Below are 24,347 nucleotides of genomic sequence, written 5' to 3'. Positions count from 1 at the left end.
GGCAGCATGGCTGTCGCACTCCAAACGTCGCGACACGCGCATAATGAGCGGGCAAGGTAACTAATCCAGCGCATGGTGGCACCGGAGATGGTTGTTAGAGCGACAGTACAGCGTTTTATGAAATAAGTTCTACCGTTATGCGCACTGAGCAAAAGAACGATAGTCTTCGAGGTGATCATTATGTTATACGAAACGGCTACCAGAAGAAGTTGTTTATTTCATTGTTGAAAAGTTATGCAGTAGTAAAAAGATAACCATCTGATCGTTTGATGTTGTTAAAGGCAGGGTACCGACTTAAAGAGATCACAGTAGGGGTCGTGTGCGGAAGTGACTAATGGATTTGGTGTATGTCACCCGCACTCGCTGTGAAGCATGTATCGTATCAGCATCGTGGCTGGCCCTGGCTTCACCCGACCAGCCCGCTCTCGCCATATGGTGGGCGTTGGATTGATGACGGGCATATATAAGCGCAATCGTGCAGGAGACTGAGGTCAAACACTTTTTTCCAACAAATAACATAACAATGTGCTGGAATGGTCATGGACGGCTGATATAATCGCTAATGATTGATTATCCATGGAACTCGTGCTGTGCAATAATTAGAAGAAGAAGCATAGCGATGCTGGGGCAAAAAGTGGTCTGCCTCCAATAGCTGTTCAATGTTCCTGATACAGGTGATGATGTCAGGATAATCACTTATGAGTATCGAAGTACGGGTTGCCGTTTTGCTGCTCTGGGGCAGTACTGGGCTAACGGGGAGTATTGCGTATTACGCCTTTCGTCATCTCACCCGGCCTGGTGCGCTTACGTTAGCATTGCTGTTGACGGCAATGAGTGGGTGGTCACTGTTGTATGCGGCTGAGTTACAGGCACCTTCGTTGGTGGCGAAGGTGATCTTTGCCAAACTGCAATATCTGGCCATTACCACCATCCCACCATTGTGGCTGATCTTTGCTTTGCAGTACACCGGACGTAATGACTGGCTGACGCCATGGCGACGACGGCTCTTGTTTGTGCCGGCGATTGTGACCTGTTTGCTGGTGTTTACGAATGAATGGCACGGCCTGATCTGGCGTGGTGTGAGTCTTGATCCGATGGGACATCCAGAATTGTTGGTTATTGGGCGTGGGGTTGGGTTTTGGTTTCATACCACGATTGCCTACAGTCTGATCATTGGTGGCATTGTACTCTACATCGTGTTTGTGATGCAGGTAGCGCGTCTGTATCGCTATCAGGCGTTGATGATGGTGGGGAGTTCGCTGGTGCCGCTATTGGGCAATGCTGTCTATTTGTCAGGTGCATTACCGCTGGGTTGGGTTGATCCAACGCCGCTTATTTTCGCCGGTTCGGGTCTCTTGCTGGTGATAGGATTCTTTCGGTTTGGGTTGTTTAACATCACGCCCATTACTGCCTGCACCATCGTTACCCATCTGCAAGATGCGGTCATGGTGCTCGATCATTTGTACCGTGTCGTTGAGTTTAATCCTGCCGCACAACGTCTCCTGCAGATTGATGAACAGATTATTGGTTATCCGCTCAACAAACTGGTGCAGATACATCAATTCATTCCAGACAAAGAACCGGCAGAGGGTTCCTATGAGGTTGTGATCGGCACTGAAGCCAATCAGCGCGTCTTTCAGCTCAGCGTCGCGATGGTTCGCGAGCGGCAGCATGTGCCGGTGAGTTACATTCTGGTCTGGCGTGAGACGACTCGTGAGCACGTCTTGCTGACTACCGAGCGGCGGCGGGTAGAACGACAACGCCATCTGGTGCAGTCAATCGGTGAGTTGCTGGCTGCAACCGAAACCGCTGCTTTTTACAACATATTGATGGTTACGGCGCAAAAGGTGCTGGCTGCGGATAGGGCAGCGATATACCTCTATGACCGAGCAACCGACAGTCTGAGTTGCCCATATGCGAGTGGGCTTTCAGCGGAGTATGTTGCCACAATTAACCGGTTTTTTCATAATGTCCCTGGGGCAAAACTGCTTCAGAGTCCCCAACCCACTGTTATTACCGATGCCCAAACGCATCCCGGCTTAGCATCACTCCGCGAGGCAGTGGTGCGGGAAGGATTTCACTCCTATGCAGTCTTTCCGCTGTTTATGCCGGATGGCCTGAGTGGTGCGTTTGTGGTTTACCGGAATGTTGTCAAGCCATTTTCAGAAGATGAGATCAATGCCGGTCAGACGCTGGCGTATGTTGCCGCCGCGATGCTGGAGAATAAACGTCTTCTGATAGGTGCCCGTCGCCACGCTCGTCAGATGGCGTTACTGAATGAGATAACCCGTACAGCGCTTGGGATCGATAATCTGCACGAGATGTTGCGGCTGCTGGCAAACCGACTGGGCGAACTGTTTGAAGCGGATGGTGCGTATCTCACGTTGTGGGATGAACATTTGCAACGTCCGGTGCCAGTTGCAGCGAATGGAGAATTACACGAGAGGTATGTGAAAGTGAGGGTTGAGCCTGGTGAAACAACACTGACTGCGAGTGTATTGCTGGAGAGACGGGTCCTGGCGATTGAGGATGTCTTTAACACCCCATACCAGAGTCGGCGGATTGCGTCCCTCTTTCCGGCGCGCTCGATACTTGCCTTGCCGCTGATGGTTGATCAGCAGAAGCTCGGTGCAGCGTTGGTAGGTTTTAATCAACGACATCAGTTCACCGACGAGGAGATCACGCTTGGCGAGCAGGTTGCGGCCCAGCTTTCGTTGGCAATTGTGAAAATTCATTTGCTGTCCGCCGAGCGGGAACAGCGGCGGTTGGCCGAAGCGCTACGCCAGGCCGGGTTGGCACTGAGCGAAAGCCTTGATGTTAATACGATTCTGGACAGGTTGCTCGACGAGATAAAACTAGTGGTACCGTATGATTCGGCGAATGTGATGATCGTTGAGTATGACGAACAGTATGCGCGGCGGGCCAGGCTTACTCATCTGCGGGGATATGAACGCTTTGGTGAAGAGGTTGCCCGTGCGGCGGCGGCGGTGGTGTTCGAGGTTGCCAGCACGCCCAATTTGCAGCGGATGCTGACAACCGGTCGGCCTTTTATCATTCCAGACACTGCGCAGGATCCTGATTGGGTTGATATCGAAGCGGCTGCCCATGTTCGTTCGTGGGCCGGTGCACCGATCATCATTCACGGTCGGGTAATTGCATTTTTCTCGCTAGACAAAACTGAACCGAATTTTTACCGGCCAGAGCATGCCGATTACCTGGCTGCCTTTGCCGGACACGCTGCGCTGGCCATCGAGAATGCCCGTCTCTACGGCGAAGCCCAACGTCGTACCGAAGAACAACGTATCCTGTATGCCGCAACTCGTGATTTTAGTGCTGGTCTCGACGAAGCGACTATCCTGGATGCAATCGTACATCATCTGGTAGAAGCATTTCAGGCAGCGTGCTGTATCATCCTTCGTTGGGATACCCCGCAGGAGCAGATTGTGCTGGCGTTTGCCTGTACAGTGGCGACGACCATGGACGATATTGAGACAGGGAGGGTGTACCTGCTGCGCGAAGTGCCGATCTTGCAACAGGTATTGACGAGTGCTGAGCCGGTTTTCATCAATACCGACCAGGATGTCGATAGTACGTTTCTCGGCCAATTAAATTGCCCGAAGCTGTTGATCTTGCCGCTGGCAACCGGTCAGAAAACATCGGTGTATGGTCTGGTTGTGGTTGGGCGGACACGCGGTGATCCCGATTTCACTACTGCCGAACTCCAACTGGGCCAGAGTCTGGCGACGCAGGCGACGACCGCACTGGAAAATGCACGGCTGTACGCCGAAGTAGAAGCGCTGGCGGTTACCGATAGTCTGACCGGGATTGCCAATCGGCGTGCTTTTGATCGGGCGCTTGAACGTGAGTTTGTGCGGGCGCGTCACTACGGTTATCCACTGGCGCTGATTATGGTTGATATCGATTCATTCAAACACTACAACGATAGGTATGGTCATCTGGCCGGTGATGATAGATTGCGGGCAGTGGCACAGTTGCTGGCGCAATCGGTACGTGAAGTAGACTTTGTCGCCCGCTACGGTGGTGAGGAGTTTGCGATTATCCTGACCAATACCGACAAGCAGACGGCGATAGCTGTGGCCGAGCAGATACGACGTAAGGCTGAAATGTCGTGTCCTGAACCGCTGAATGGACTGCCGGTGCCCGGCTATACCCTCAGTCTCGGCGTGGCAGCTTTCCCGGACGACGCTCAGACACCCGTGGCGCTGTTGCTGGCTGCCGACAATGCCGAGCTGGCGGCCAAGCGGGCCGGGAAGAACCGGATGTGGGTGGTGGGGTATGAGATGGAGAAAGAAGGGTAAGATTGGTTGCTGGCATGAGGATAATCATACTATCAAATCTTGAGAATACGTGCATTACTGCCTATCCCGGATATGCGGCGAACCATGACAATCCGTGGGGATCATCTGCATGGTACGCAGGGTGGATACCGTAGGGGCGGGGCGGGTTGAGAACCCGCCCCTACGGACAGTGCATGAGATTCATATTGCTATACCAGGAAAGCGGCAAATACGGTTCACCCCGAATGTCAACCTCAATATTGGCATGCACCTCATCGTTGTTCCACTGCAACGTTACCTTATTGACGAAGCCGTGGGAGGTAGTGCCTCAGTCGGAGCCAACACCCACATTCACCTCGAAAACGATTGAAAACCGGTTGTTGAGGGTGGCGTTGTAGTTCTGGGCAACACCGCTGAGGATTGATTATCCGAAATTTTCATCAGCTTTATAAATTATAAACATTAACGTATAAAGTACATTTTTAAATGGTAAAAAATAACAATCTATTTTACCCCCACATTTGGTTTCGTCGTGAGCCAGCTCAACGCTCTACCGTGACATCGGCGTAACCGTGGTATCATGGGATAGTGAATGTACTGATGAACGTGCAATCGGTTTGCCCGGAAGAGCGAAGAACAATTGTACGCCCGATGTGATCCAGCATAGATGGCAGGTGTCGTTGTGCCAAACGAAGAACGTCGCGTAACCACAGTTCTCTTGATCCGCCACGGGATGAATGACTGGGTGCATGGCCGGTTAGCTGGCTGGCTACCGGGGGTGCATCTCAGTGAAGAGGGACGCCGACAGGCGGCAGCGCTGAGTGAACGATTGGGGGATTTACCAATCACCGCACTTTACACCAGTCCGCTGGATCGGTGTATAGAAACCGCCCGGGCAATTGCTGAGCCACGTGGTCTACCATTGCGGATCGTGGAGCAGATTGGCGAGGTGCGTTACGGCGACTGGGAAGGCGCTGAGTTAAAGGAGCTGTACAAGCACGAGCTTTGGCCGGGAGTACAGCACTATCCGAGTGGCACCCGCTTTCCGCGTGGCGAGACATTGGGTGAGGCGCAAATGCGCATAGTTAGCGCTATTGATCAGTTGCGTGCCCGTCATCAGGGTGAGCTGATTGCCGTGGTTTCACACGCCGACTTGATCCGGCTGGCACTGGCGTATTATATTGGTGTCCACATTGATCTGTTTCAGCGTCTGGTCATAAATCCTTGCTCGTTGAGTGCAATCGCATTTGAGCCGATGGGTCCTCGTTTACTGGCCTACAATGAGACCGGGTCGCTTGATCATCTGCGCCCCAAACCGTCTGCGCCGCCGGACCCGCCGGCGACAGCGTCCCCGTCATCAACGGAGGCAACGTAGATATGGCAGAGTTTACCTTTGATCTGGAATCGGTGCATCGCATTACTGCCGGGGCTGTTGGCCCACGGGGTCGGCGCGTGTTTTATTTGCAGGCCCGGCGGGGTAATCGTTTGGTCACCCTCCTGGCAGAAAAGGAGCAGATCCGCGAGCTGGCAAATGCGATTAATCGCCTGCTTGAAGTGATCGGCGAGCGGAACCCCCGGCTGGCAACCTCTGATGATTTGCTGGTGACCGACATGAGCCTTGAGGAGCCGCTCGAACCGGAGTTCCGCATTTATCAGATGGGGCTGGGCTACGATAGTGAGCGTGATCGGATTGTGTTACTGGCGCAGGGTATGCCGGAAGGCAACGATGAAGAGCCGCTATCGGCACGTTTTTCGGCGACCCGCGAACAGATGAAGGCGCTGAGTATTCACGCTGAACAAGTGGTGGCAGCCGGTCGTCCAATCTGTGGGAATTGCGGTCGCCCGATTGACCCCAGTGGTCATTTCTGCCCGCATCGCAACGGTCATGGCCCGGTGTATAGCTGATCACATCTGATCAGGAAAAGGTAGCGCGAACGACCAGGAAGCAGGAAACCCATACGCTATCGTGAAAGGCAGGGTATGGAAGGCGGTCATGCACGCGAGTTGAGTGTCGCACAGGTCCTTACGGCGCTGGCACAGGGTATGATGAACGTTGAAGCAGCCATGCCGTACAGCAGCAATTATACGTTGCTGGCCAGTATTGTTCACGATGATCTGCATCTGCTGGCAGTGTATAAGCCCCAGCGTGGCGAACGCCCGTTATGGGATTTTCCGCGTGGCACACTCTACCGGCGTGAGGCCGCTGCATATCTGGTGAGTGAGGCGTTGGGCTTTCATCTGGTGCCGCCAACCGTTGTGCGCGATGGGCCGTATGGGGTTGGCATGGTGCAGTTGTTCATCGATAATGATGAAGAGGTGCATCTGTTTACAATGTTGAAGCAGGGTGGGTACGAGCGCGAGATCAGACTGCTCTGTGCGTTTGATTGCCTGGTCAACAATGCTGATCGAAAGAGTGGTCACTGTCTGCAAGGGCGTGATGGCCGATTGTGGGCAATCGATCATGGGATTTGTTTTCATGTCGAACCCAAACTGCGAACGGTGCTCTGGGATTTTGTTGGCGAGCCGTTTCCAGATGAGGTGATCGCCGCGTTTACCGATTTCCGCCAGCAGCTTGATCAGGATGAGCGGTTAAATCAGGCCCTACATACCTTACTTGATCGGGCTGAGGTGCGAGCGTTACGGCGGCGATTGAACCGCTTGCTGGAACAGGGTTGCTATCCGCCCCCCGGCCCCGGCCCACATGTGCCCTGGCCACCGGTGTAAGCAATACTCCCAGAAGGTTCATACCAGGTTAACAGGTTTCCATCGCCCAAAGAGGGAGAAGCTCTTGCTGGCGATATAATCTGTCCGCGATGTGGGGAGTTTGTTCCCATTTCTTAACTACGCCAGCTTCATTTTGCATTGCTATCACCCAGTGTGAGTGCTATCATGCAGTTCGGGCGACGTGCCACCGTACTGACAATGGTGTAGATAAATTCTTTTCTTTCAGCGATATCCATTTCGTAATTTTCAGATCTCAGTAGGGCATATTGTTGTAGCATCCTGCCTATTCAAGATAGCGCACCAGGTTTCGTTCTACCATATATGGTAGCCATACTTATACGTGGATAGGCGTATGGAACTCCTCGCCATCATTTTCACCATTGTTATTCTCGTCGCCAGCATTGTGTATGTTTTGTTGCAAGATTACCGGTCAACGGCGAATCGCATTTTTACCCTCTTTACCACTGCTTCGTTGCTGTTAAGTTGCGCCGGGGCGGTACGGTTTGCCAGTCGGAACCAAACTGAGATATGGTTGTTGTCCGGGCTGCTGACCTCGCTGCAAGCAGCAACCTTCGGTCTGTTAATCTGGTTGATACTCATTCTCTTTATGCCGCATCGCTATAATCAACCGGTGATCCGCTGGGCTACGATTTCGCCATACATGGTGATGGCGATTGGTCTGGCAATTGACTGGTACGGTCGGCTTGAGTTTGTGGGTCGCGATGTCTTTCGCGAGGAGAGTGGTGTTCTGACATTCGTGCGTGGGCCGGCTTTTTGGCCGGTATTTGCACTCTACATCATCGGTTGTATCGTTATACCGGTGACGATGCTGGTGACGCTCGCGGTACGGCATGCCGCGGTGCGGATGCCGACCATCTGGCTTACAGCGGGGGCATTGCTTACCTTTTTGACCGGCTATGTGTCTCGAGAAGTTGGTTTGACCGCGCTCACCTATGCCAGTCTGCTGCCTATCCACCTCTCGTTTGGTTGGGTTACGATCCGGTATGGTCTTTTTCGGCCTTCACAGGTTGCCCTGCAAGCAGCCGTTGAACATTTGCCTGATGGGGTGTTGGTGCTCGATGCCAACCGTCAGGTACGGTTTGCCAATCGTGCTGCACAGCAATTGGTGGCGCTGGAGATAGGACGTGGTCTGGAAGAGGTGCTGCACGAGGCAGGCTTTGTCGAATAGAATACCGTTTCCAATCATAGGCCGGGTTATCGTCGTTTTGTGCGGGGAAATGAGCGGGTGCTTCTGCTTTCTGAAGTAGCAATTCGGGACGAGCGTGGCGGGTCGAGTGTCGTGCTGTTGCGTGATGTGACGATTGTTGAGCGGCAACAGGTCGAGCTGCTGGCGTCGCAGGCGATCCTGTCCGAACGGAGTGTAGCACTGGAACGATCGCTCGCAGAGCTTCGCCAGCGCGATGAATTATTGCGACGGTTAACGTTGCCGATCATCCCGCTCAGCGCAACGACGCTGGTGGTGCCTTTGATCGGCATGTTTGATGCTGAACGGTGTCAGACGCTGGTGCAGTTGATCCTAAACGAAACGGCAGCCCGTCAGGCGAGGGTGATTCTGATTGATGTGACTGGACTGACGGTGTTCGATCAGACACTTACCTACACGTTGAACCAGCTAACCAGGGTGCTCGGTTAATGGGAGCGCAGATTGTACTGTGCGGGATTCGTCCCGATCTGGCTGAAGTGATGATCCACACCGGCTCGATGTGGGATGGCATTCGTTCCTTCGCAACGCTTCAGGACGGTGTTTCAGCGTTGCTGGTTGCCAGGTAGTCATATCCTGCGGGAGTCATGGTAAACGCCATCCTAATCCACTGAGGGCCTGTGGTACGGTTAGCCAGCCCTGACCGGGAAACAGCTTGGCGATCTGCGAGGAAAAGATGAGACTGTTGCCGAGCAGATCGGCAGTCGATCCCTCCACTACAACCTCTCCCTCACTTAACAACACTACCCAATCGGCGCACGCGGCTACCAGTTCGACATCGTGGGTGGCCATGAGCACAGTCCGCCCATCACGGCATAGATTGCGCAGCGTGTCGATCAGGGCATGCTTGGCGTGGTAGTCGAGGCCGCGGGTTGGCTCGTCGAGCAAAATAAGCTGCGGATCACCGGCCAGGCTGGCGGCTAAAGCGGCCCGCTGCGCCTCACCGCCGCTCAGGCTGCGCGGGTAGCGGGCTATCAGGTGGTTGATACGGAAGCGCGTGAGGATGTCATGAATGGCAGATTGGGTGGGGGATAGCCTGCGCCCACGCAAACTGAAGGCAATCTCTTCCTCAAGCGTGTCGTGGAAGAGGATGCTGCGCGGCTGTTGCGGTACATATGCAACGTGTCGGGCCAGTTCTTCGACAGCCAGCGGGGCAATGTCGCGCCCTTCCAGTTCGACACGCCCTTCGCTGGGGCGAACGAGGCCGATCAGTGTCTTCAGGAGCGTACTCTTACCACTGCCGTTGCGCCCCATCAGGGCGATGAGTGCGCCACGCGGTAGGTCAAGCTGTACCCGGTAGAGTGCTTCGTGCTGTCCATAGCGTACCGTGACATTGCGCAACCGTGCAATCGGTGCGGTGGTGGTTGGTGGTGACGACGATGCAGGCGAGGTGACATCGGGTAGGTCGGATGGTACGAACTTTCGCCCTTCTTTGATCGTCAGTGGCAATGGCTGCCAGCCCAACACAGCACCGAGATGCTGAAGTGGTGGCCGGAGATCGATTCGACTCAGCACCTCGCGTGGTGGGCCGAGATCGCTCTCACCGTTTGGTGACAGGTAGAGGATGCGATCTGCGTACTGCACGACACGTTCCAGCCGATGTTCACACAGCACGATGGTGATGCCTAGGTCGGAATTGAGCTTCTGGAGCGCAGTTAAGACCTCTTCCGCGCCATGTGGGTCAAGCTGACTGGTTGGTTCGTCGAGCACCAGCACTCGCGGTTGGGCAGCCAGTGCTGCGGCAATCGCCACTCGCTGTTGCTCACCGCCGCTGAGGGTCGCCACGTGACGGTGGCGCAGGTGAGCTATCGCCAGTTGATCCAGTACCTCCTCGACTCGTCGCCGCATCATTGGTGGTGGTACACCCAGATTTTCCATCGCGAAGACAATCTCGTCTTCTACCCGCTCAACCACGAACTGGCTTTCCGGGTCTTGCACCACAAATCCAACCAGGTCGGCCAGATCACGGGGTTGATGCTGGAGTGTGTCGCGTCCCCACACACGCACCCGACCGCGAAAGTGTCCGCCGTAGAAATGGGGCACCAGGCCGTTGAACAGGCGTAGCAGCGTACTTTTGCCAACCCCACCGGGGCCACAAACCAGCAAGAATTCACCCGGTGCAATCTGAAGCTTCAGGTTGCGTAAGATCGGTTCGGTAGCGCCGGGATAGGTGTAGCTTACGTGGTCGATGTCTATCATGATGTGCTCAGTACAGCTTGCAGGCCGGTCAACAATCGCTCAACATCTGCCGGTGTATTGTAGACCTGGATGGAGACGCGGATCAACGGTCGTCCTTCCCAGGTGAAACATGGTACCTCAATTCGCCACTCGCGCCAGAGGCAGGACTGAACCAGTATCGGATCGCACGGTGGCAGTGGCAGTGACCGCATTTGCACCCACCAGCCTGGATCATCAGGGGTAAGCGGCGGTATATCGCTAAGTGCCAGGATGTGCTGCGAGGCGGTACGCAAAAGTTCGTGACACGCCAGCCGCATCACACTCCAGTTGTGGCGCCGTTGAAATTCGATGGCTGCGGGGACAGTGAGAAATGCCGAAGGGTCATCGGTGCCCATCCATTCGTAATACGCCTGTAGTGGCCGTCCCTCCGGGTAGGCGAGAAAACTGCCCTGGAGTGGGGTGGGTGGCTGCCATCCCCAACTTACCACCAGTGGTTCCAGTTTGGCCTGATGTTCAGAGCGAATGTAGAGAAAACCGGCCCCTTTAGGAGCGCACAACCATTTGTGACAGTTACCGGCGTAGAAATCGGGGGCTAACTCGTGCAGGTTCAGGTCGATCTGACCCGGCGCATGCGCACCGTCTATCACGGTGAGAATCCCTGCTGCCCGTGCCCGCCGGCATACCTCTGCCACCGGCATCACGATTGCCGTTGGTGAGGTGATATGGCTGAGCAACATAACCCGTGTGCGTGGAGTGACTCCCTGCCAGATCTGATCAATGATCTCATCAGGCGTCGTTACCGGCAGTTCAACCGGCTGGTTCCTGTAAGTTGCGCCTCGTTGCAGACACACGTAGCGCCAGGTACGCTCGATAGCGCCGTATTCATGCGTGATCCCCAAAACTTCATCGCCTGGTTGCAAATCCAGCGAACGGGCCACAATGTTGAGCGCGTAGGTAACGTTTGGGACAAAGACCACATCCTCTGCTGCTGCACCGACGAAGGCTGCCAGTTCAGAACGAGCGCGATACAGCAAATCTGATAAACGTCGCCCGAGAAACTCAACCGGTTGCGCTTCAAGCGTGCGCTGCCACTGCTGATAGACGGCAAAGACCGGCTGCGGACAGGCACCGAAGCTGCCGTGGTTGAGAAAGGTCATATCGCGGCGGAGCAGAAATTGTTCGGCCAGTTCTGGTATGGGCAGAGAGTAGGTTGTCGCTGTCATGGTCGATCCTTGATCGTGGTTGTAGAGTCAGCCTCTATTATCGCCGATAAATGGTGAGCAGATGATCAACCCCCTGATCATACAACCTCGCCCTAATTCCCCTCTTCTTTACCTGCACCCCACTACCCGCTCTCTCCTGTTTTCTCTCGTATTTTCTCTCTCCTCACCCCTATTCCCCCTTCCCTCCACCTGCTCACTCCTAATCTCCTACTTCCTATCTCCTATCTTCTACTTCCTATCTCCTTGACTCATACCGCAACCGCTTCTACCATGCGCATCTGATGCAAAGGAATAGTATCCGGTCAGGATGGATCATATGTGGCTCATTGTTGGTCTGGGAAATCCGGGGGATCGCTATGCAAGAACCCGCCACAATATCGGTTTTCGGAGTGTAGACATGTTAGCCGAACGGCATGGACTGACCTTTCGCCCGCAACGGGCGAACAGTCAGCTTGCCGAAGGGAACATTCACGGTCAGCGCGTGGTGCTGGCAAAACCACAAACTTACATGAATCTCAGCGGACAGGCGGTGGTTACACTGTGTAACTGGTACAAGATCGATCCGGTACGCGAGTTATTGGTCATCTACGATGATCTCGATCTACCGTTCGCTAAACTTCGCATCCGTGAGCGTGGCAGTGCCGGGACGCACAATGGCATGCGGTCGATAGTCGCCCAATTGGGAACGACCGAATTTCCCCGGTTACGGGTCGGGATCGGTCAACCCCCTGGCAAGATGGACGCTGCCGATTATGTATTGGGACGGTTCACGCCAGATGAAGAGGCTGCTCTTCCCGATCTGCTTGGGCGGATTGCCGATGCAGTTGAGGTGATCTTACGGGAAGGTTTAACAACAGCGATGAACCGCTACAATCCGCTCTAGTACTCTCTGCGCGAAAGCCTGCCATTCATCGCCAAACTGCGGTAGACTACAAAGAGGAAGCGATTACGTGAACAAGGAGATTCGGTATGCCTCTGGAGACAGCTACGCTGGCTGGTGGATGTTTCTGGTGTCTGGAAGCGGTGTACGATCAGGTGAGCGGCGTGAAAGACGTGGTGTCGGGATACACCGGGGGGCATGTGCCCAACCCGACGTATCGCCGGGTGTGTGATGGCAATACCGGCCACGCGGAAGCGGTACAAATCCAGTTTGATCCCGAACAGATCAGCTATCGCGAATTGCTGGAAATTTTCTTCAGTATTCACGATCCGACGACGCTGAACCGACAGGGAGCTGATGTCGGCACACAATACCGTTCAGCCATCTTCTACCACTCTGAGGAGCAGCGTCAGGTGGCCGAGCAACTTGTGCGTGAGCTGACCGAACAACAGGTGTTTCGCGATCCGATAGTGACGCAGATCGTCCCGGCTACCACCTTTTATCCGGCTGAGGAGTATCACCAGGAGTATTTTGCCCGCAATCCCTATCAGCCCTACTGTCAGTTTGTGGTGGCCCCGAAAGTGGCGAAGTTTCAGAAACTCTTTGCCCATCGGGTTGCCCGTGAGAAGAGCTGATCGAGGGGGGCGAACACTATCGCTCGCCCCCTACCGGGTGATTACCACACCTCTTCGAGCATAGCAAGTAACTCTTCTGGCGTTGCCGGACGGGGATTGTTGAAAATGGCCGGTTCAACTGCCGCCAGTTCAGCCAGCTCCGGCAGCGCTTCACGGGGAACACCGACTTCACGGAGCGTAGTGGGTAATCCGCAGTCGGCAGTCAGGGTACGCACCGCCGCAATACCATCAGCAATCACCTCGGCATTGCTCCGGCCACCAACATTGACACCCATTGCCCGGGCGATGCGGACATACCGCTCCGGCACTACCTCACTGTTGAAACGCATACCCGGTGGCAAGAAGATCGCGTTCGCCGTGCCGTGATGAACGGGGAATTTGCCACCCAGTGCGTGTGACAGCGCATGCACAACCCCAAACAGGCTATTACCACAGGCAATACCGGCCATCGTCGCCGCAATCAACAACTGGCTGCGGGCCTCCATATTTTTGCCGTCGTGGACTGCATCGCGCAGATAGGTGGCAATCATGTCAATCGCTGCCAGCGCCAGACTATCGCTCAGGGGGTTGTTTTCGGTTGAAACATACGTCTCAATCGCGTGTGAGAGCGCATCCATGCCTGTTGCCGCTGTCAGACGTGGCGGTAAGGTGCGGGTCATAAGCGGATCGAGAATGGCCAGGGTAGGAGTCACATAACGGCTCACAATACTTATTTTACGTTGACCTTCTTCATCAAGAATCACAGCAATTGGTGTAACCTCACTACCGGTACCGGCGGTTGTTGGGATGGCTATCAGCGGTGTGAGCGGAGTTTCAATCACATTGTAGCCTTCGTAATCAGGGATTGATCCGCCCAGCGTAAGGACGATACGGATACCCTTGGCCGTATCGATGGGGCTACCGCCACCGACTGCAATCAACAGGTCGGCACCGGCTGCCCGTGCCAGTTCAGCGCCTTCTGCGACTTTTGCCACCGACGAATTGGCCGGTACATCGTCGAAAATACCGACCAGCTCTATAGGTGCCAGGCCGGCCCGGATTGGTTCGAGCAGGCCGGCCTGTACCACTCCCTTATCGGCCACAATAAAAGCGCGCCGTTGCGGCAACGCATTGCTGATGACCTGCCCTAATTCACCGGCCAGACCCATCTGGTATAACACTCTGGCACCAAGACTAAATTCAAAAAAGTCTTGCATTGGCTTACCCTTTTTTCTGCATAAAAGACCCCTACGCTCATTATACGACCGCGAGGCAAGAGGTTCAGGAAATGGTTGTCATGAATGCGTCTCAGCATGGGCTGCACAACAGGGGGCCGGCGATACGGAGTAGCGCAGGTTCCAGCCTGTGACCCAGAGCTGTCTTCCGATATCGAGCCTGATTTGCCTCCGCAGCCAGCAGCCGATAGCGGTACGATGTATCACAAGTATCCTTAATTGACTAAGATTGGACACAGGCGGTACGATACGCATCTGAGGAGGCACACGGTTTTGGTATAAGCAACATCACCTTTGGTGCAACAAAGCCTGATGTATTTTTGGGCAAATAGGGAGTAGTAAAAACCCAAAGAGGCACTGCATTGCAATGCCTCTTCGTTATCGTGTCGGCGATGAGTGCCGTGTGGTCTAACGGCGCTCGCGGATCCGGGCCGCCTTGCCGGTACGCCCACGCAGGTAGTAGAGTTTAGCCCGTCGCACTTTACCCTGACGAATAACCTTGATCGAGTCGATCCGTGGGGCGTGCAACAGGAAGGTACGCTCTACACCAATCCCGTGCGACGCAATGCGGCGGACGGTGAAATTCTCGTTGATCCCTTCGCCACGGCGGCGAATGACCACTCCCTCAAAATCCTGAACTCGCTCGCGATTTCCTTCGACCACTTTTACGCCGACGCGCACCGTGTCACCGACGCGAAATTCGGGAATATCGGTGCGGTACTGGCGCCGGCCCAACTCTTCTAACAGTTGCTGCGACACGGCGTCGCTCCTTTCGCATGATGCCGGCAGGCGCCCGCATGGCAGCGGGACTGCACAGCGCGCTGACACACAAATTTGGCAGGCGGATGGCTTGCCGCCTGCCAGATCGGCTCTGTTCCGCCAGCGATTATATCACAGTCATTGTATACCGGCAAGTAGCTTGACTGATGCGTCTGCTTGCCGTATGCTCACACATATTACCGGAGATTCCGGTCATCTGGTGCTGATACAGGATCTATGCAATCATTATCGGGCCAGCCTCAAACCTCTGTATATCTGTATGTGCGTCTGGCAGCCGAGCATGTTGCTCTGGTTGGCACGGCGGTGCGGGAGATTATGCGCTGGCGGACACCAACACCGGTTCCGGGTGCACCACCAACCATTCCCGGTTTAATCAATCAGCGCGGTCAGATTCTGCCGGTGATCGATGCGCGTCTGCTTCTAGGCCTGCCGGCGGCGCCTCCTGATCGGACAACTCGTCTGATCTGGGTTCATCACGAGCAGATAGATGCTGCGCTTCTGGTTGATGCGGTTGTGGATTTGATTACGATTGATTCGGGTCAGCTCGAACCACCCCCAATCAACCTTGTCGGAGCGGCTCAACGGGCGATACAGGCCGTCTATCGCTACCGTGATGATCTCTCCATCGCTATCCTCGATCCGGCAGCGCTGTTTGTGCTTGTGCAGGAGGTGCTGTGATCCTGCTCATCGAGACGATCTCCCGTCGCTATCTTTGCCAACAGAACGATGTTGATGCGGTTGGTTTTTCCTCGACTGCTGACCGTGATGATCGTGGGCGACCGATCATGCGGAGTCAGCTTGGCCCCTTACTCGATCCTTCCGATCCTCCAGCTTCTGGACGCTTACACGCGCTCACTATTCATCTGCGACGGCGGGTTGTAGAATTACTCGTGGTACGGGTTGATCTCCTTGCTGAACCACCATCAGTGGCGCCCCTCGCACCGTTTCTGACTGCGTGTTTGCAGTTGCCATGGGTGACCGGTGCAGCGTTACTGGATGAACAGCCGGTTTTAATGCTCGATCTGCGACGATTGGCTACCGATCTCGCGCTTGGTCTGCGCCTGAAACATGCTGAGGCTGCGCTATGAATTCGCGAACTACCACTTTTTCGTTCTCTGAACTGTCGGCTCTCCGTGAAAATCGTTTGCTTCTGCAATGGCTGGTTGTAGCTGGTGCGATTGTTCAGCTTCTGTTCTGGGTTATCGGTCTGGTTTTTTGGCTGACCGGTAATGCAAAGCTGGCTTCGTTCGTGGTCGCCAGCCTGATTGCGTTGATAGGACTGTCACTCTACGGGCTGGCAAGCTGGTCATTTGGGCAAGAACGAACGCTCTCTGGGCGACGCTGGCTGTTTCTGGCGATGACATTTGGATCAATACTGGTTCTGCTCCTGTTTGGAGGAATTGATGGCGCACGGGTCAGCGTTATGTTTGTCGCCATCGTCAGCGCTGGCCTACTTGGTAGTGGTCAGGATACATTTCTGGTCAGTTTTGTCAATCTGGTCGCTTACCTGTTGCTGTTGCTAGCCGAGCAATTCTGGGGGCTGCAACCCTTCCATGCCGGAAATCTCTTGATCGATAGTGGTTTTCTAGTGATTGCCGTCGTCTCGATCAGCACGCTGGCCTGGCTGAGTAGTCGTGATCTCAGCCGCGCCCTGATTGAGTCGCAATCACGGGCCGAAGAGCTGTTACGAAATACTGAGCAGTTGATGGAAAGGAATATCCAGCAGGTCGAGCTGGGGAGTGAACTGGCTGCAGCTGCCGCCGAATTGCAAGCCAATTCGCAACAGCAGGCCGGTGGTGCCAGCGAGCAGGCCAGTGCTGTCTCAGAGGTCTCGACAACGATTGAAGAGTTGGGGAGTACTGCCCGTCAAATCGCACAAGCGGCTGAACATGTATCCGAAGCGGCGCAACAGACGCTGGAACAACTGAGCAGTGGTCAAACTGCGGTTGATGAGAGTATTCAGGCGATGGAGCGGATTCGTCAGCGCGTACAAGATATTTCAACTCGTGTGCTCGGTTTGGGTGAGCGGTCGCAACAGATTGGCGAGATTATTGACCTGATTGATGACATTTCTGATGAGACCCATCTGCTTGCGCTCAATGCAGCCATTGAAGCTGCCGGTGCCGGTGAGTATGGGCGTCGCTTTGCAGTGGTCGCCGCTGAAGTGAAAAGTCTGGCCAATCGCACGCTCGCTGCAGCGAAAGAGGTCAAGGGGGTGATTGCCGAAATCCGCCAGGCTACCAGCGCTGCGGTGTTGGCTGCTGAAGAGGGGAGTAAAGAGGTTGAACGTGGTGTTGAACTGGCGCACCGTGCCGGGCAGGTGATGGATAACATCGTGATGGTTGCCGAACGTACAGCCCAAGCGGCTGCCGAAATCGGTCTGGCAACCGCGCAGCAGCAAAGCGCCAGCGAGCAGGTGGTTGAGACAATGCGTGAAATTGCTGAGGTGGCCCGCCAATCGGCGCTCAGTGCACGCCATATGGCCGAATCGGCAGCCAAGTTGAATGCGATTGCAGCTCGCTTGCATGGACTGGCTTCTTTTGAACATTAGCAGCCGTCTCGTGCTATGTTTGAAAAGCCAGCGTCTGTCATTCAGAGCTGCCGTTGAGTTTGGTTTGAGCGAATTGGAAGCCTTTGCTTCAAAACGGTGAAGTGCGGAAGGGTTGCTCCGGTGGGGTGCAATCTATATGGATGGGAGAGATATTTGCGGAGCGAACTACGCTGTCATTGAACAGGCCAGTATTGCCCAGACTCTCAGTGAGCGCGGTGTTGAGAACAGTTGTACCATATGGATTTGACCAGCTTCTACGATCAGTTTCGTGATGAGACAGCCGAAAATGTACGGGTGTTGAACGATGCCCTCTTAAACCTGGAGGCGCAGGTTGATGATGATCAGCGGCGGGCAGCTCTGGATCGGGCTTTTCGCGCAGTCCATACGATTAAGGGGTCGGCGCGCATGCTGGGTTTTGATCCGATTGCTCAATTGGCGCATGCACTGGAACATATTTTAGGTGATCTGCGAGAAGGCCGGCGTGTACCTGAACGAACATTGGTCGATCTGCTGCTGCAAAGTGGTGATCTGATTACCCGCCTTACCGCTGAGACTCCTCAGTTGTCCGCAGTAACTCTCGCCCAGCTACCTGATTTTTTGCAAGCGCTACAGGGAACGTCTCCGGCAACCCCCGCGGTGTCGCCACCATCGCCACAACTTGCCCCGCCAGAGTCATCTTCGTCAACCGACACGCCACTGCGTACCTCACGTCAGACGGTGCGGGTGCGTATTGATCGCCTTGATCAACTGTTCAATCTGGCCGGTGAACTCACTATTGGGCAACAATGGCTCACCGAACTTAGTACGGAATTAGAACAGTTATATGCATTAGTATCGCGCCAGCAACGGGCGCTGCTGGCACTTGAACAAGAGCTGTCCCGTCTCCGTTTCTCATCAATTCAGCGACAGACGCTTGATGCGCGTCTGTCGGCCTTGCGTGATGTGCAGGGGATTCTCGTTGATCGTGTCCAAAACCAGCGGGAGAACCTTGATCGTTACCTGTCGCGTCAGCATCTACTGGTCAAAGATTTGGAGCAAGAGGTCATGGCGGTGCGCCTGTTACCGATTGCTACCATCTTTAACTCACTCCCCCGTCTGGTGCGTGATCTGGCAACGGCGACCGGTAAACAGGCAGCGCTGGAGATCCGCGGTGAAACAACCGAGCTTGATCGTAAAGTGCTGGAGTTGATTAGCGATCCACTGGTTCATCTGATACGGAACGCGGTTGATCACGGTCTCGAACCTCCAAATGAACGAATTGCGCAGGGCAAACCACCAACAGGGTTGATTCAGATCAGTGCCGAGTCCGCCGGCAATGAGGTGCGGATCAAAATTCAGGATGACGGCCGGGGGATAGATCCGGCTCGCATCCGCACCCGGGCGATAGAACTCGGTCTGTTGACTGCCGGTCGAGCCGATCAGCTCGATACGCAAGAGACGCTCGATCTCATTTTCCAACCCGGCTTCTCGACGGCAACGAACGTTACCGAAATTTCCGGGCGCGGAGTCGGTATGGACATCGTGCGTGCCAATCTGCTTGAATTAGGCGGACAGGTGCGCATCGATTCGACTATCGGCCAGGGTACGACCATCACGCTCACGATCCCGCTCACTTTAATCACCAGTCGGGTTGTGGTTGTGCAGGTCGGCCAATACCAACTGGCGCTGCCGGCGATGACTATTCGGAGTATCTTATGGGTACAGTGCGATCAGATTCAATTCATTGATGGTCAGCCGACATTCGCGCATCAGCAACGCACGATCAGTCTACTCTCGTTGGCCGAACTACTGGCTATTCCCGCGGAGTCGTCACTCACGCGTTACCGTCGCGTACCGGCTGTATTACTCAAGACGCGACAGCATCGCGTTGCCTTGTTGGTTGACGATGTGATCGATGAGCGTGAGGCTGTGATTAAGCCACTCGGCCCTCTGTTTGCTCGCCGTTCGGCCTTGAGTGGCGCGGTACAATCGGGAGATGGTCGTCTCGTGTTGTTGATCAATCCGCTCTACCTGGTCGAGGGTAATGGTTATCGGCCAAAGCCTGCCGCTCCTGCGCTCAGGCAGGTAGCGGAACCAACCCGGACGGTACGTTTGCTGGTCGTTGATGATTCGTTTACGACACGCGAATTATTGCGCAGCATCCTCCAATCGGCTGGTTACGATGTTACGGTTGCTATTGATGGGGCAGATGCTCTTGACAGGCTCCGTTCGACGCCATACGATCTGGTAGTAAGCGATATCGAGATGCCTCGTGTCGATGGCTTTACCCTCACGACTCGCATCCGAAATGAACTGGCCCTCGTTGATCTGCCGGTCATTTTAATTACCAGCCTTGCTTCCGAAGAACATCGTCGTCGCGGATTGGAAGTGGGAGCACAGGCCTACATCGTGAAGAGTCAGTTTAATCAAGACAGTTTGCTGAACGTGATTCAGCAACTGCTCGGCCACGAGGAGTAGCTATGCCAACCATTCTGGTCGTTGATGATAGCCGTCTTGTTACCGACATCGTCAAGATGCGACTCGAGATGTATGGCTATACTGTTCGCCTTGCTCATAGTGGTGAAGAGGCACTGGCCGCCATTGCTGCCGAACCTCCTGATCTGCTAGTGCTCGATGTGCAGATGCCCGGTATCGATGGCTACGAGGTGTGCCGTCGTATTCGTCAAGATCCGACGCTCGATGATCTACGTATCATTATGCTAACCTCATCTGATGACAAGCGCACAGCGTTTGAAGCCGGGGTTGATGATTACCTAAACAAAGACATTGATCTTCTCAACCTCCCTAACCGAGTGCGACTAGTACTGGATATGGAATAACAGGTTACCTTCGCTTAGTGGCGCAATGATGGGGTAGGGGTGTATGACAAACCCTCTGCGCGTCCTCGTTGTCGATGACTCGGCGCTGATACGTCGGTTGTTGCGGCAAATGCTTGAAAGTGATCCGACAATCCGTGTGGTCGGTGAGGCCGGTGATGGCAAGACGGCTATCGCTCTTACTGCAGAACTGCGGCCTGATGTGATCACGCTCGATGTACGTATGCCGGTGCTCGATGGGGTCGAGACGACGCGCCAGATCATGGCCTACCATCCAACGCCGATTCTGGTTTTATCCGCAGCAGTCAGTGGTCAGGATGCCAACATCTCGTTTGAGGCATTGGCCGCCGGTGCTCTTGAGGTAATGGAAAAGCCAAGTCTGACCGATCCTGACTCGCTCGATCATCTACGACGGGTTCTCATCAGACGGGTGAAGCTTATTGCGCGTATCAAGGTTGTAACCCATCTGCGCGGTCGTCGCCGATCGCCATCCATAGAACGAGTCTCGCTCGGTGATACGCCGCACTATGTGCGTACCCCGCGCATTGCCCCTGGTCAATTTCCGGTACTGGTGATCGGCGCCTCGACCGGTGGGCCGAAAGTGGTTCGTCAGTTATTAGCCGGTCTGCCACGTACTTTCAAGGCAGCGGTCATCGTGGTGCAGCACATTGCGCAGGGATTTGGAGCCGGAATGGCCGAATGGCTGGCCAACGCAAGCGCACTTCCGCTGGAACTGGCTACCGAGGGAATGCTGCTGCGACCCGGTCATGCTATTCTGGCTCCTGATCGCGCCGATCTCCTCATCAAGCCTGATGGCACTGTTCATCTCAGCATGTCACCGTTGTTGCTCCAACGTCCTTCGATTGATATTACGATGACGGCGGTTGCCGAACTCTACGGAGCCAGTGCAGCAGGTGTATTATTGACCGGTATGGGGCGTGATGGGGCGGTTGGCATGCGGACGATTCGACGGGCCGGTGGGTTGACGATTGCCCAGGATGAAGCCAGTTGTACCATTTTTGGTATGCCTCGTGCGGCGATTGAGTTGGGTGCTGCTGAGCTGGTCTTGTCGCCCGAAGAGATGATAGTGATATTGAGTGAGCGCTTTGCCGGGCCGGTGAGTATGCCATGACGCTATCGACAGAAGCTCTTGTTCCGCTGCGCGATTTGCTGGCACACTATTGTGGCGTCTTGCTCGATGATGCGCGTCTGGTTACCCTCCGCAGTGCGATAGAACGACGGGCTGCTGCTGCTGCGCGCACACCGGCACGCTATCTAGCCGATCTGGTGTTAGACGCTGACCGGACTGAGTTACAACAACTGGCTGAGCTGCTCCTTAATCACGAGACAATCTTCTTTCGCAATCGTCCGCACATGGATGCATTGCGTAAAACGTTGTTGCCGTCATTGCATGCAACGCTGCCGCCAGGGATGCCGATCAAAATCTGGAGTGCCGGGTGTGCTACCGGTGAAGAACCCTATTCGATTGCAATAACCGCGCTGGAAGCTCTCGGCGATCCGCTCCCGCGTCCGGTTTCGATTCTGGCAACCGATCTCAGTGCGTCGGCACTGGCAAAGGCGCGGCAGGGGGTTTACCGTGGGCGAACGATCTCCAACCTGACCCCGGCCCAACGTGCTCGCTTCTTTACCACCACCGATGCTGGCCTGTCGATTCACGAACGGGTACGTCAACTGGTCACGTTTGTCCAACATAATCTGCTCGAACCCTTTCCAGCAGCAGCTTATGGCGCGCATATCCTCTTTTGTCAAAATGTAACGATCTACTTTTCGCTTGAAACCTGTCGTAGCCTTATGGCCCGCTTCTACGATACGCTGGCCGATGGCGGTATCCTGTGCCTTGGCTTCTCCGAAACGCTCTGGAACATTTTCGACCGCCTGACACCGGTTGCGGTTGATGGTGCATTTCTGTATCGCAAAGATCCGCTGCCGGCCCGGCGGATGCCGACGACTACCGGTCAACGGTTGCCGGCACCGGCTCTGCGTACTCGTGCACCGCGTCCGCTCGAACGAAAAGTGACATTATTTACCGAGGAAGCCGTCGTTCAGGAAGGTCGCCAGTTGATCGAAAATGGCCAAATCGATACAGCACTGGAATTATTCGCCCGTGCGCCATTGGCCGGTCGGCATGCGCCCATGGTGTTGGCTCTTGCCGCCCTGGCCCATGCCAATCGCGGCGATCTTGATCTGGCCTTGGCCGAAGCACGGCGTGCGCTGGAGCTGAATCCACTACTGACCGAGGCGTATCTCTTGCTGGGTTTGATCTATGAGCGACAACAACAAATGCCTCTTGCCATTCGGCACCTGGAGCGGGCACGGTATTTGAACCGTGACCATCCATTGGTGGCCTTCCATCTGGCCGAGTGCTACCGTCAGAACCGACAGATCACCGAGGCGATCCGCGAATATCGAAATGCTGAACGCTTATTAAACAATCTACCACCTGATCAGCTTCTGGAAGGGGTTGCAGTACAATGGCTGATTGAGAGTTGCCGGCGTTGGATCGGCCGGCTTGAGGGAGAGCGTTAAATGCCCGTCCGTCATGATCGTCTGCTGCCGGAATTGCCCCCACGGCGCCGGGTCTGGCCGAGTCTGTTAAGTCATCGCCAGCGCAGACGAATAGTCGTGCCAAAACGTCACTCGCCAGGAGAACCTGTTCTTCGTGAACCGGCAGTCGATGAGGCCGCCCAGCAGCGTGCCCGCGAGATTGAACAGGAGTTGCAGCTTGCCCGTGATATTCAGCAGGGCCTCTTGCTAGAGGTGGCGCCTCATCTCCCCGGCTGGGAAGTGACGGCGATCTCATTGCCGGCTCGTGATTTAGGTGGTGACCTCTACGATTTTCTCCCTCTGGCTAATGGCCTGCACGGCATCATGATCGGTGATGTCAGCGGCAAAGGTTTACCTGCGGCTCTACGGATGGCCGTGGCACGTACCGTCTTTCGCCACGAAGCCCGTCGGTATGCCGATCCGGCATCGACGATAGCTGCCGTAAATCGTGGTATCTTGAGCGAAATTCCGCATGGCATGGTCACGATGCTGTATCTGCACCTCGAACCGCATACGGGAGCGGTACGTTGTGCGAATGCCGGTCATACCTTTCCGTTGTTGATTACCGATACGATCCAGGAGCTAGAGATCAGCGGCTTACCATTAGGGGTTGATAGCGAGAGCGAATATACCGAATTGAATGCGGTCATTGCACCGGGTGAAAGCCTGCTGTTGTACACCGATGGTCTGATTGAAGCCACCCGTGCGGATGGTGCGATTTTGGGTTTCGAGCGTCTGGTCGAACTGATAATGGCTCAGCCACAGCGTAAGCCTCGTGCGCTAGCTGCGGCATTGGTGCAAGAGGTTCGTACCTGGACGAATGGTGTGCTCAGTGATGATGTGACCCTCGTGATCCTGCGGCGGCGGTTACTCGATTTGGCAGCCGAAATGCGCAGCGTGATTGCTGATGTGATTGGGAGCGAGGCTATGCACTCGCTTTGGGCAACGGCTTTTGCCGATGGGGTGCCGGCTACAGTTGAAGCATGGCGTGAACGCCTATCACCATTGCAATCACTGGCCCAGGCTCAGTTTGGACGTGGCCTGGCCCGCGAGCTATTGCAACAAATACGACTGACGCTCGATGACTATCGCGAGCATGTTTGAGCGAGTGAATGTTGGTGATCCATCAGGGTTAGAAGCCATTTCATCCATCCACACAGAGCACGACCGCTAGAAGCTGTGATATTAGAACCTGTTTCAAAAAACATTTACGAGCAGTTATCTCATTCATTCTTGACCGTCTCTAAGATCGTAGCAAGCA

Annotated in this window: 21 protein-coding genes; 17 read left to right on the top strand and 4 right to left on the bottom strand. The window is 54.9% G+C overall.

The features are described 5' to 3' along the window. Positions 1-698 precede the first annotated feature (698 nt). The 7 genes from VAE55_RS07755 (at position 699) to VAE55_RS07725 (ending at position 8,813) form a co-directional block, all read left to right on the top strand. A complete protein-coding gene (locus VAE55_RS07755; protein ID WP_322815218.1) occupies positions 699-4,319 on the top strand; it encodes a histidine kinase N-terminal 7TM domain-containing protein in 3,621 nt (1,206 codons plus the stop codon). 661 nt (positions 4,320-4,980) lie between these two features. Beyond that, positions 4,981-5,673, top strand: coding sequence for a histidine phosphatase family protein (locus VAE55_RS07750; protein WP_322815217.1), 693 nt, complete (start codon positions 4,981-4,983; stop codon positions 5,671-5,673). Between the two features lie 2 nt (positions 5,674-5,675). After that, on the top strand, positions 5,676-6,203 hold the full coding sequence (locus VAE55_RS07745; protein WP_012257527.1) for a DUF3090 domain-containing protein: 528 nt from the start codon (positions 5,676-5,678) through the stop codon (positions 6,201-6,203). Between the two features lie 75 nt (positions 6,204-6,278). After that, entirely contained in the window at positions 6,279-7,022 is a 744-nt protein-coding gene (locus VAE55_RS07740) for an SCO1664 family protein (RefSeq protein WP_322815216.1), read from the top strand. 352 nt (positions 7,023-7,374) lie between these two features. Continuing rightward, the gene (locus VAE55_RS07735) at positions 7,375-8,211 is read left to right on the top strand and encodes a PAS domain-containing protein (RefSeq protein WP_322815215.1); all 837 of its coding nucleotides are present in this window, start codon (positions 7,375-7,377) and stop codon (positions 8,209-8,211) included. 57 nt (positions 8,212-8,268) lie between these two features. Beyond that, positions 8,269-8,676: a hypothetical protein gene (locus VAE55_RS07730; RefSeq protein WP_322815214.1), complete on the top strand. Its 408-nt coding sequence runs from the start codon at positions 8,269-8,271 to the stop codon at positions 8,674-8,676. Further along, a complete protein-coding gene (locus VAE55_RS07725; protein WP_322815213.1) occupies positions 8,676-8,813 on the top strand; it encodes a hypothetical protein in 138 nt (45 codons plus the stop codon). The genes VAE55_RS07730 and VAE55_RS07725 overlap by 1 nt, the downstream gene beginning before the upstream one ends. Positions 8,814-8,829: 16 nt before the next feature. On the opposite strand, the gene VAE55_RS07720 is transcribed toward VAE55_RS07725, so the two are convergent. Together VAE55_RS07720 and VAE55_RS07715 are read right to left on the bottom strand one after the other, a co-directional pair. After that, positions 8,830-10,443 carry an ABC transporter ATP-binding protein gene (locus VAE55_RS07720; protein ID WP_322815212.1) on the bottom strand — a complete coding sequence of 538 codons (1,614 nt, stop codon included), beginning with the start codon at positions 10,441-10,443 and terminating at the stop codon, positions 8,830-8,832. Then, the gene (locus VAE55_RS07715) at positions 10,440-11,645 is read right to left on the bottom strand and encodes an aminotransferase class V-fold PLP-dependent enzyme (RefSeq protein WP_322815211.1); all 1,206 of its coding nucleotides are present in this window, start codon (positions 11,643-11,645) and stop codon (positions 10,440-10,442) included. Before VAE55_RS07715 ends, VAE55_RS07720 begins: the two co-directional genes overlap by 4 nt. Before the next feature lie 316 nt (positions 11,646-11,961). Here VAE55_RS07715 and pth point away from each other — a divergent pair, with 316 nt between their 5' ends. Together pth and msrA are read left to right on the top strand one after the other, a co-directional pair. Next, positions 11,962-12,528 (top strand): aminoacyl-tRNA hydrolase, encoded by a 567-nt coding sequence (pth, locus tag VAE55_RS07710; protein WP_322815210.1) that lies wholly within the window; start codon positions 11,962-11,964, stop codon positions 12,526-12,528. Between the two features lie 86 nt (positions 12,529-12,614). Next, a complete protein-coding gene (gene msrA, locus VAE55_RS07705) occupies positions 12,615-13,160 on the top strand; it encodes a peptide-methionine (S)-S-oxide reductase MsrA (RefSeq protein WP_322815209.1) in 546 nt (181 codons plus the stop codon). Positions 13,161-13,201: 41 nt separating this feature from the next. Here the strand turns inward: msrA and VAE55_RS07700 are convergent, their stop codons facing one another. Next, positions 13,202-14,356, bottom strand: coding sequence for an iron-containing alcohol dehydrogenase (locus VAE55_RS07700; protein ID WP_322815208.1), 1,155 nt, complete (start codon positions 14,354-14,356; stop codon positions 13,202-13,204). A 426-nt stretch (positions 14,357-14,782) separates the two neighbouring features. Then, positions 14,783-15,133, bottom strand: coding sequence for a 50S ribosomal protein L19 (gene rplS / locus VAE55_RS07695; RefSeq protein ID WP_322815207.1), 351 nt, complete (start codon positions 15,131-15,133; stop codon positions 14,783-14,785). 237 nt (positions 15,134-15,370) lie between these two features. On the opposite strand from rplS, the gene VAE55_RS07690 reads away from it, so the two are divergent. The 8 genes from VAE55_RS07690 to VAE55_RS07655 all read left to right on the top strand — a co-directional run bounded on the left by VAE55_RS07690 (position 15,371) and on the right by VAE55_RS07655 (position 24,190). Beyond that, entirely contained in the window at positions 15,371-15,832 is a 462-nt protein-coding gene (locus VAE55_RS07690) for a chemotaxis protein CheW (protein ID WP_322815206.1), read from the top strand. Then, entirely contained in the window at positions 15,829-16,242 is a 414-nt protein-coding gene (locus VAE55_RS07685; RefSeq protein WP_322815205.1) for a hypothetical protein, read from the top strand. The genes VAE55_RS07690 and VAE55_RS07685 overlap by 4 nt, the downstream gene beginning before the upstream one ends. Further along, positions 16,239-17,705, top strand: a complete 1,467-nt coding sequence (locus tag VAE55_RS07680) for a methyl-accepting chemotaxis protein (protein ID WP_322815204.1) — start codon at positions 16,239-16,241, stop codon at positions 17,703-17,705. The genes VAE55_RS07685 and VAE55_RS07680 overlap by 4 nt, the downstream gene beginning before the upstream one ends. Positions 17,706-17,942: 237 nt before the next feature. After that, positions 17,943-20,162, top strand: coding sequence for a hybrid sensor histidine kinase/response regulator (locus tag VAE55_RS07675; RefSeq protein WP_322815203.1), 2,220 nt, complete (start codon positions 17,943-17,945; stop codon positions 20,160-20,162). A 2-nt stretch (positions 20,163-20,164) separates the two neighbouring features. Continuing rightward, on the top strand, positions 20,165-20,524 hold the full coding sequence (locus tag VAE55_RS07670; protein WP_322815202.1) for a response regulator: 360 nt from the start codon (positions 20,165-20,167) through the stop codon (positions 20,522-20,524). A gap of 43 nt (positions 20,525-20,567) precedes the next feature. Then, positions 20,568-21,653, top strand: coding sequence for a chemotaxis-specific protein-glutamate methyltransferase CheB (gene cheB, locus VAE55_RS07665; protein ID WP_322815201.1), 1,086 nt, complete (start codon positions 20,568-20,570; stop codon positions 21,651-21,653). Then, complete coding sequence (locus VAE55_RS07660; protein WP_322815200.1) at positions 21,650-23,068, top strand: CheR family methyltransferase; 1,419 nt, start codon at positions 21,650-21,652, stop codon at positions 23,066-23,068. Before cheB ends, VAE55_RS07660 begins: the two co-directional genes overlap by 4 nt. Further along, positions 23,069-24,190 (top strand): PP2C family protein-serine/threonine phosphatase, encoded by a 1,122-nt coding sequence (locus VAE55_RS07655; RefSeq protein ID WP_322815199.1) that lies wholly within the window; start codon positions 23,069-23,071, stop codon positions 24,188-24,190. Positions 24,191-24,347: the final 157 nt, after the last annotated feature.

Source organism: Chloroflexus sp., assembly GCF_034432675.1.
In the GTDB taxonomy this organism is placed as follows: domain Bacteria; phylum Chloroflexota; class Chloroflexia; order Chloroflexales; family Chloroflexaceae; genus Chloroflexus.
Note: the sequence above shows the minus strand (reverse complement) of the source record. Positions and strands in the feature narration are given on the sequence as shown.

Bases quoted from the DNA above. Each gene is read 5' to 3' on its own strand.
- VAE55_RS07700 (WP_322815208.1), bottom strand. From the start codon at position 14,356: ATGCAAGACTTTTTTGAATTTAGTCTTGGTGCCAGAGTGTTATACCAG.
- VAE55_RS07675 (WP_322815203.1), top strand. From the start codon at position 17,943: ATGGATTTGACCAGCTTCTACGATCAGTTTCGTGATGAGACAGCCGAA.
- VAE55_RS07720 (WP_322815212.1), bottom strand. From the start codon at position 10,443: ATGATAGACATCGACCACGTAAGCTACACCTATCCCGGCGCTACCGAA.
- VAE55_RS07715 (WP_322815211.1), bottom strand. From the start codon at position 11,645: ATGACAGCGACAACCTACTCTCTGCCCATACCAGAACTGGCCGAACAA.
- VAE55_RS07745 (WP_012257527.1), top strand. From the start codon at position 5,676: ATGGCAGAGTTTACCTTTGATCTGGAATCGGTGCATCGCATTACTGCC.
- VAE55_RS07740 (WP_322815216.1), top strand. From the start codon at position 6,279: ATGGAAGGCGGTCATGCACGCGAGTTGAGTGTCGCACAGGTCCTTACG.
- VAE55_RS07690 (WP_322815206.1), top strand. From the start codon at position 15,371: ATGCAATCATTATCGGGCCAGCCTCAAACCTCTGTATATCTGTATGTG.
- VAE55_RS07670 (WP_322815202.1), top strand. From the start codon at position 20,165: ATGCCAACCATTCTGGTCGTTGATGATAGCCGTCTTGTTACCGACATC.
- VAE55_RS07725 (WP_322815213.1), top strand. From the start codon at position 8,676: ATGGGAGCGCAGATTGTACTGTGCGGGATTCGTCCCGATCTGGCTGAA.
- pth (WP_322815210.1), top strand. From the start codon at position 11,962: ATGTGGCTCATTGTTGGTCTGGGAAATCCGGGGGATCGCTATGCAAGA.
- cheB (WP_322815201.1), top strand. From the start codon at position 20,568: ATGACAAACCCTCTGCGCGTCCTCGTTGTCGATGACTCGGCGCTGATA.
- VAE55_RS07680 (WP_322815204.1), top strand. From the start codon at position 16,239: ATGAATTCGCGAACTACCACTTTTTCGTTCTCTGAACTGTCGGCTCTC.
- VAE55_RS07735 (WP_322815215.1), top strand. From the start codon at position 7,375: ATGGAACTCCTCGCCATCATTTTCACCATTGTTATTCTCGTCGCCAGC.
- VAE55_RS07655 (WP_322815199.1), top strand. From the start codon at position 23,069: ATGCCCGTCCGTCATGATCGTCTGCTGCCGGAATTGCCCCCACGGCGC.
- VAE55_RS07660 (WP_322815200.1), top strand. From the start codon at position 21,650: ATGACGCTATCGACAGAAGCTCTTGTTCCGCTGCGCGATTTGCTGGCA.
- msrA (WP_322815209.1), top strand. From the start codon at position 12,615: ATGCCTCTGGAGACAGCTACGCTGGCTGGTGGATGTTTCTGGTGTCTG.
- VAE55_RS07755 (WP_322815218.1), top strand. From the start codon at position 699: ATGAGTATCGAAGTACGGGTTGCCGTTTTGCTGCTCTGGGGCAGTACT.